The organism is Geminicoccus flavidas (assembly GCF_009806515.1).
GTDB classification, from domain to species: Bacteria; Pseudomonadota; Alphaproteobacteria; order Geminicoccales; family Geminicoccaceae; genus Geminicoccus; species Geminicoccus flavidus.
On record NZ_WUJP01000732.1, the window covers coordinates 1 to 6,591 of the forward strand.

8 protein-coding genes are annotated in these 6,591 nt (G+C 69.7%); 4 read left to right on the forward strand and 4 right to left on the reverse strand.

Annotated elements, in window-relative coordinates; genetic code table 11:
- On the forward strand, positions 1-675 hold a 675-nt coding region (locus tag EQG76_RS20955), incomplete at its 5' end, for a cyclase family protein (RefSeq protein WP_159716275.1).
- A 5-nt stretch (positions 676-680) separates the two neighbouring features.
- On the opposite strand, the gene EQG76_RS20960 is transcribed toward EQG76_RS20955, so the two are convergent.
- A complete protein-coding gene (locus EQG76_RS20960) occupies positions 681-1,661 on the reverse strand; it encodes a L,D-transpeptidase (RefSeq protein ID WP_200840989.1) in 981 nt (326 codons plus the stop codon).
- Positions 1,662-1,801: 140 nt separating this feature from the next.
- Here EQG76_RS20960 and pabB point away from each other — a divergent pair, with 140 nt between their 5' ends.
- From pabB to EQG76_RS20975, 3 genes are all read left to right on the forward strand, one after another.
- Positions 1,802-3,850 (forward strand): aminodeoxychorismate synthase component I, encoded by a 2,049-nt coding sequence (pabB, locus tag EQG76_RS20965; RefSeq protein ID WP_200840990.1) that lies wholly within the window; start codon positions 1,802-1,804, stop codon positions 3,848-3,850.
- A complete protein-coding gene (locus EQG76_RS20970; RefSeq protein WP_159716276.1) occupies positions 3,847-4,863 on the forward strand; it encodes a right-handed parallel beta-helix repeat-containing protein in 1,017 nt (338 codons plus the stop codon). Before pabB ends, EQG76_RS20970 begins: the two co-directional genes overlap by 4 nt.
- Before the next feature lie 69 nt (positions 4,864-4,932).
- The gene (locus EQG76_RS20975; RefSeq protein WP_159716277.1) at positions 4,933-5,217 is read left to right on the forward strand and encodes a hypothetical protein; all 285 of its coding nucleotides are present in this window, start codon (positions 4,933-4,935) and stop codon (positions 5,215-5,217) included.
- A 12-nt stretch (positions 5,218-5,229) separates the two neighbouring features.
- On the opposite strand, the gene EQG76_RS20980 is transcribed toward EQG76_RS20975, so the two are convergent.
- The 3 genes from EQG76_RS20980 to EQG76_RS20990 all read right to left on the reverse strand — a co-directional run.
- Positions 5,230-6,099: an efflux RND transporter periplasmic adaptor subunit gene (locus EQG76_RS20980; protein WP_159716278.1), complete on the reverse strand. Its 870-nt coding sequence runs from the start codon at positions 6,097-6,099 to the stop codon at positions 5,230-5,232.
- Positions 6,100-6,109: 10 nt separating this feature from the next.
- Positions 6,110-6,313 carry a DUF1656 domain-containing protein gene (locus EQG76_RS20985; RefSeq protein WP_159716279.1) on the reverse strand — a complete coding sequence of 68 codons (204 nt, stop codon included), beginning with the start codon at positions 6,311-6,313 and terminating at the stop codon, positions 6,110-6,112.
- The coding region (locus tag EQG76_RS20990; RefSeq protein ID WP_159716280.1) for a hypothetical protein at positions 6,313-6,591 on the reverse strand (279 nt) is incomplete at its 5' end. The genes EQG76_RS20990 and EQG76_RS20985, both read right to left, overlap by 1 nt.

A 6,591-nucleotide genomic window follows, 5' to 3' on the forward strand; every position in this document is an offset into this window, starting at 1 on the left:
TTCGTCGCCTCCGCGTACCAGATGCCGACCGACCAGTACGGCACCCAGCTCGACCCACCGGCGCACTGGGACGAGTATGGCGCCACCATCAGCGACCTGCCGCCCACCTTCGCCATCCGGCCGCTCGTCGTGATCGACATGTCCGCCAAGGTCGCGGCCGATCCCGGCTACGCGCTCCAAGTCGCGGACATCGAGGCGTTCGAGCAGGAGCATGGCCGGATTCCGGAGGGGTCGGTCGTGTTCGTCCGCTCCGACTGGTCGAAGAAGTGGGACGACGTCGCGCACTTCAACGATAAGCCCTTCCCCAGGGTCGGGCTCGACGCGCTGAAATTCCTCCATCTCGAGCGCCGGATCCTGTTCCACGGGCATGAGCCGCTGGATACCGATGCCACGCCGACCCTCGAGGGCGAGGCCTGGCTCCTGCACAACCACTTCACCCAGGCCGAGGGTGTCGCCAACCTGGACCAGGTGCCACCCACCGGCGCGCTGGTGACCATCGGCTTTGCCAAGCCGCTGGGTGGCACGGGCGGCTATGCCCGCTATGTCGCGATCGCACCGGCGGACTGGCCGCACGGCGTCACCATCGCCGAGGCGCCGGGCGCCCCCTTGCCGAAGCAGCCAGCACCGCTTCGCCGCGGCGCCGATGGGGTCATGCGGCCGACGCCGCAGCCATGACGCTGCTATGAGCTGATCACGACCAGGTCGCTGCCGCTCTGCCGATCGGGTGTCAGCGGCAGGTCGGTGGTGATCAGGAGGGCGCCTTGGTGCAGGTGCCGGGCGATCGCCGCCTGCCCTGCCCCGTCCACCTGCAGGCGCGCCATGATCTGTTCCGGCCGGGGCTCCGGCGACCCGCCCGCTTCCTGACCGTAGCGGAATGCCTGCCACCGCGCACCGTCCGGGCCGGCACCGGCCAGCACCAGGACATGCTCGCCCAGCGGCGTGGCCGGATCGGCGATCGTCACCGCACCCGATGCCACCGTGTCGCCGCCGAGCTGGATCACGAAGCGCTGGTCTGCGGAGGAAACCAGCATCGCCAGGGGACCAGCCGGGGTCGCAGCGCCCGCCATGGGCAGCTTCTGCTGCGCCTTGGCCTGCAGCTCGCCGTCGATCTCACGTTCGGCCGCGGGTGAGAGCAGCAGGCCCGGATGGACGATTTCCTCCGGTGCCGAGGCCGCGTCCGCGATGATCACCACCGTGCCGACCCGGGTGATCGCGTAGAGCCGATCGGAGAAGGCGCGCGGCAGATGCACGCAGCCATGCGAGCTGGGATAGCCCGGCAGGCCGCCGACATGCAGTGCGATCCCGGTCCAGGTCAGCCGCTCCATGTCCGCCATCTCCGCACCGCCATAGATGTTGGAGTGATGGTCGACCTGCTTTTGCAGGATGGTGAACACCCCCGTCGGCGTCGCGTGGCCAGGCCGGCCGGTGGAGCAAGTCGAGACGCCGATCCGTATGCCGTTGCGATAGACATGGGTGAGCTGGTCGGGAATCGAGACGATCACCGCCACCGGCCCTTCCGGCGAACGCTCCGGATGCCAAGTGAACTGGCCCGGCTTCAGGAGATGGTCGTCCTCGACCGCCTGCCCGAGCGCCGGCCCCGTCAGGACGCCCGTGGCCATGCTTAGGAGGAGCGCGCGGCGTTGGATGTAGGCAGGGGGCACGGCAGGTCGCTCCGGCGGCTTCGGGTTCAGCCCAGGCCATCGTTTCGCGGCAACGGGGCCAGGGCAAGCAGGATCGGCGGTGGCCCTTGTGCTTTGCCGCGCCAGCGGCCACCCCTCCCCCGAGGCCGGCCCTGGCGACGATGATGCGGATCCTGCTGATCGACAATTATGACAGCTTCACCTTCAACCTCGCCCATCTGGTGGCGGAGGTGGCGGGCGAGCTGCCACTTGTGCTGCGCAACGACGCGCTCGATCTGGCCGAGCTGGCTAGGCTCGACCCGGCGGCAGTCATCATCTCGCCGGGGCCAGGGCGGCCCGACCGGCCGGGCGATTTCGGCATCTGTGCCCAAGCGTTCGCTGTCTTCCCCGGGCCGATCCTCGGTGTATGCCTAGGCCACCAGGGCTTGGCCGTGGAGCATGGCGGGGCCATCGACTACGCGGCCACGGTGATGCATGGCCGCCCCAGCCGGATCCGCCACGACGATACCGGCCTGTTCCGGGGCCTGCCGCAGCACTTCCAGGCGATCCGCTACCATTCCCTGCTGGTGACCCGGCCCGGAGCCGAACTCGTGGCCAATGCCTTTGCCGAGGACGGCACCATCATGGGCCTGCGCCACCAGGAGCGCCCGGTCCACGGCGTCCAGTTCCACCCTGAATCGGTCGCCACCGAGAATGGGGCAGCCCTCCTGCGCAACTTCCTGGCCGAGATCCCCAAAGGCCGGCCCTGGCTGGCACGGCAGCCGATTTCCCGCCCGGCCCGTACTGCGTCGTCAGGCTTGCGGATCTTCACCCGGGAACTGGCCGGCGGCGTCTCGCCCGAGCGCTGCTTTGCCGCCCTCTATGGCGATTCGGCGGACGCGTTCTGGCTGGACAGCGCCGCTGCCGCCGCCCCGCTCGGCCGCTGGTCATTCATGGGCGACGCGTCCGGTCCGCTGGCAGAGCGGATCAGCTACCGCGTGGCGGGGCAGGAGCTCTTGGTGAACCATGTGCCGTCCCAGGAGCGGCTGTTCGACGCTCTCGCACGCTGGCTCATGGAGCGCCGGATCGAGCGGCCTGCAGGGCTGGACGTGCCGTGCCTGCCGGGCTGGGTCGGCTATCTCGGCTATGAGCTGAAGGCGGATGCCGGGGCTGCTGCCGCCCACCAGGCCGCCACGCCGGATGCCCGACTGATCTTCGCCGACCGAATCGTCGCCTTCGATCACCTGCAAGACCGCATTGTCCTGCTGGCAGCCGATCACACGGACGCGGCCGAGCGTGCTGCGGCCTGGTTCGATGCCATCGCGCCTCGGATCCGGGAGGCCCCTGCCCTCCCCCCGCCGCGCCTGCCGGCAACGCCGCTGCGCTTTGCCCCGCATCAGGACGACCGCACCTATCTGGCACAGATCCACGCGGCCAAGGAGGCGATCCGGCGCGGCGAGAGCTACGAGGTCTGCCTGACCAACGAGCTGGTGGCCCACGGCGAGATCGAGCCGCTTGCCGCCTATCGCCGGCTGCGGCAGGTCAACCCGGCGCCGTTTGCGGCCTTCCTGCGCTTTGGCGACCTGGCGGTTCTGTCCTCCTCGCCGGAGCGCTTTTTGCGCATCGGTCCGGATGGCGCGGTCGAGGCCCGTCCCATCAAGGGTACCATTCGTCGGGGCCGGGATGCGGCGGAAGACGGGATGCTGGCCCGGCAGCTCGCCACCAGCGTCAAGGACCGCTCCGAGCATCTGATGATAGTCGATCTGCTGCGCAACGATCTGGGCCGGGTCTGTGAGGCCGGTAGCGTCCGGGTCGAGGGCCTGTTCGCCATCGAGCCCTATGCGACCGTCCACCAGATGGTGTCGACCGTCCACGGCCGGCTTGCGGCTGGCAGCTCGCCGATCGACTGCATCGAGGCCGCCTTTCCGGGCGGTTCCATGACCGGCGCTCCGAAGCTGCGCACCATGGCGATCCTGGACGAGCTGGAGGGCCGGCCGCGCGGGATCTACTCGGGTGCCATCGGCTATATCGGGCTGGACGGCAGCGTCGATCTCTCCATCGTGATCCGCACGGCCGTGCTGCAAGACGGCACGGTGCGGATCGGTGCCGGCGGTGCGATTGTCGACCTGTCCGACCCGGCCGAGGAACTGGCCGAGCTCCGCCTCAAATGCACAGCCTTGCTGACCGCGCTTGGCGGCAGCCTGGCGGCGGAAACCGGGGAGAGCGGATGAGCTGTCCCATGGCCCGCTGGCTGCTCCTCGGCCTGGCCGTTCTTCTGGCCGGTTTCACCCCTAATCCAGCCCGGCAGCCGGCACTGCGCACCTTCTATGCCGATCCCGCCGGCACCGGCGACGGAAGCAGCTCCGCTGCGCCCATGGCTCTGGACCGGCTGCTGGCGATGCTGCGGCCGGGCGACCGGGTGATCCTGTTGCCCAGCGACTATCCGGACACCCGGATCTCGGTCCGGGGCACGCCTGAGCAGCCGATCCGGATCGAGGCGGCGCAACCGGCGGTAGCGGCAGACGGCCGTGCCGCCACCGGCACGGGCTTGGCGATGTTCCGGAACAGCGGTCTGGAGATCGACCAGTCGGCATTCCTGCGCGTGGCAGGGCTGGCGTTCACGGTGGAGCCGGACCAGTACGGCAACGGCATCACCGTCACGGACAGCCACCACCTGGCCTTTGGCCGCAACCTGTTTCACCAGCAGACCAATTACGGGCTGCTCCTGGCCGGGACCGAGGAGAGTCCGGTCACGCAGGTCCTGGTCGAGGGGAACCTGTTCCGCAACCACCTGCAGGACAGCGAAGGCGGCGGCATCGGCGGCGTGCGCATGGATTACGGATTGCGCGTCCATGGCACCCACGGGCTGGTGGTGCGCGACAATCGGTTCGACGGCTACTTCAACCACTCGGCCTCGAAGGAGTTCGTCCAGGACGTCACGATCCGGGGCAACCGCTTTCGCACCTGCGGGCTGGTCTGCGTCGAGGCCGGGCAGGAGCCGGACACCGAGGTGGCCGGGCGTACCGTCGATCGGACCGTCGCCGATGTGGCGACCACCGGCAACGACTTCATCGGGTTGGACGATGGCACGGTGGCCGTGTTCGCGCGCAATGCGCAGCGGGTGGTGGTCGCGGCCAACCGCTTTGCCGGGATCAGCGAGCCGCTGCGGGTCGCCAACAACGACCGCAACTCCCGTAGCTGCGAGCGCCAGCTTCAGCTCCTGGGCCGCAAGCTACGGACCTGAGAGCCAGGCTCCCGCCTGACCCTGGCCGGCCGGCCTGCTTCGGGCGTCTGGTTCGAGCGGAACGAGATCGTGGGCGACGCGCAGTTCATCTTGGCGGGCCGCGGCCATGCCGACGACCGGGTGACCATCAGCGGCACGCGCACCACCGGCACCGTCGGGATCTGCCGCCGCCCGTTCATCCACAACGCCGCCCGCTTCAACGCCTGGACGGATGGCCTGCCGGCCTGGAGCGCCACACCCCTGCTGCATTGGGACGAGCAGGGCGAGTTCGCCCTGCAAGACGGCGGCTGCGTCGGCAAAGACCTCACCCATGACTGCGAGGCCGAAGGCGACTGTGTCGGCCTGAACGACTGAGCGGCTGCCCCGTCAGCGGGGTGCGGGCAGCACCGATACCGTCGCGGTCTGCCCTGCCACGAGCCTCGTGCCGTCCGGCAGCGGGTCGAGTGCCACCCGCACCGGCACGCGCTGGGCAAGGCGAACCCAGGCGAAGGTCGGATTGACGTTGGCCAGGAGGCCGTCGCTGCGCTCGCGGTCCTCGATGCCCGCGGCGATGCTCTCGATCCGGCCGCCGAGCGGTACGCCGCCGCCCATCAACTGGACTTCCACCCGGTCGCCCACCCGGATCCGGGCGAGCTTGGTTTCCTCGAAATAGCCGGCGACATGGAAGGAGGCGTCGTCGACCAGGGCGGTGACCGCCTGGCCGGCAGTGACGTAGTCGCCCGGGCGCAGCGTGAGGTTGGTGATCACCCCTGCCACCGGCGCCCGGATCTCGGAGCGGGCCAGGTTGAGCGCGGCGAGATCGCGATCGGCCTCAGCAAGGCGCAGCGCGGCTCGGGCTTGCGCTGCCGTCGTGGCGACCTGCTCCTGCTTCTGCCTGGCCACGATATCCTCGGCCAGATGACCGTAGCGCTCGACGTCGCGCTGGGCCTGGTCCAGTGCCGCCTGGCTGCTGGCGAGGGCCGCCTCCGCCTGGCGCAGTGCCAGGGCGAATCGCGCCCGGTCCAGCCGGAACAGCACCTGGCCCTGCGCCACCTTCTCGTTGTCGCGCACCAGCACTTCCGCGACCATGCCGGAAACGTCGGGTGCCACCCCCACCACATCGGCCCGCACCCTTCCGTCCCGGGTCCAGGGTGCGCGCATGTAATAGTCCCAGAGCTGCCAGCCGACGAAGGCGGCAGCGGCAACAACCAGAAGAGTGACCAGCACCTGGGTGGCCCGGGCGAGATAGCGGCTCATGGAGATGTCTCTAGATGCGGGCCGCCAGGGCGGTGATGCCGCCCAGCAGCAATACGAACAGGGCAAGGTCGAAGAGCGGGCGATGCCAGACGAAGCGGTAGGCGCCGAGCCGCACCAGCATGCGGCTGGCGAGCTCCTTCAGCACCAGCGCCAGCACCGCATAGACCAGCAGGGCCGGCAGGAAGATGCCGTAGAGATCGATCTCGCCGGGCATCACGCGGCTTCCTGTACACGGTTCTCGGGCATGACCGACCCGCCGGCCGGCAGGATGGCGCGCCGAATGCCGAACAGAGCCAAAAGCGCCGCGTCGGTCGCCTGATCCGGGACGGTCCGCTGCATCAGGCGGGTCATCACGGCATCGAGGCCAGCCGCCAGCCGCTCACGGCTGCCCTGGTCGGCCTGCTCGCCTTGAAAGTGCCGGCTCAGCGGGTCCAGGAGTGCGGCGACGGTGCGGCGATCGTCGGGCGTGAGCGCATGGCGCAGGCTGCGTAG